Here is a 588-nt window from a genome sequence, read left to right as displayed (position 1 = left end):
CGACGCCGAGAAGGCCGACATCAAGGCGGGCAAGGTGCCGGACGCATGGAAGGAGAAGCCGGCCAAGCTGCGCCAGAAGGATCGCGATGCCCGCTGGACGGTGAAGTTCTCCAAGGCCAAGGTCGCCGAGGAGGGAAAGGCGCAGCAGCGCGACATCGCCATTCCCGCTTTCGGCTACAAGAACCATGCCGCCATCGACCGCCGGCACGGCTTCATCCGCGGCTGGAACGTCACGAGCGCATCCGCCTATGACGGCGCGCAGCTTCGCAACGTGCTCAACCGCGCCAACACCGGGTCTACGGTCTGGGCCGACACCGCCTATCGCTCGAAGAAGAACGAGGAGTGGCTCGACCGGAACGGATATGTCTCCGAAATCCACCACAAGAAGCCGAAGGGCCGGCCTATGAGCGAAGCGACGTCGCGGGCCAACGGCCGGCGCTCAAAGACCCGAGCCTTCGTCGAGCACGTCTTCGCCCGTCAGAAGGCGCAGATGAAACTCTTCATCCGCACGATCGGCATCGCCCGCGCCAGGACCAAGATCGGCATGACGAACCTCGCCTACAATCTGATGCGCTACGTCTGGCACCA

General features: G+C 64.1%; 1 protein-coding gene. It reads left to right on the top strand.

Annotated features, from left to right (window positions below; genetic code table 11):
* The coding region (locus ACFFNA_RS35975; RefSeq protein WP_378924711.1) for a transposase at positions 1-588 on the top strand (588 nt) is incomplete at both ends.

Origin of the sequence: Mesorhizobium kowhaii, assembly GCF_042431665.1 — a bacterium.
Classification (GTDB): domain Bacteria; phylum Pseudomonadota; class Alphaproteobacteria; order Rhizobiales; family Rhizobiaceae; genus Mesorhizobium; species Mesorhizobium kowhaii.
This window is presented reverse-complemented; position numbering and strand designations above follow the sequence as displayed.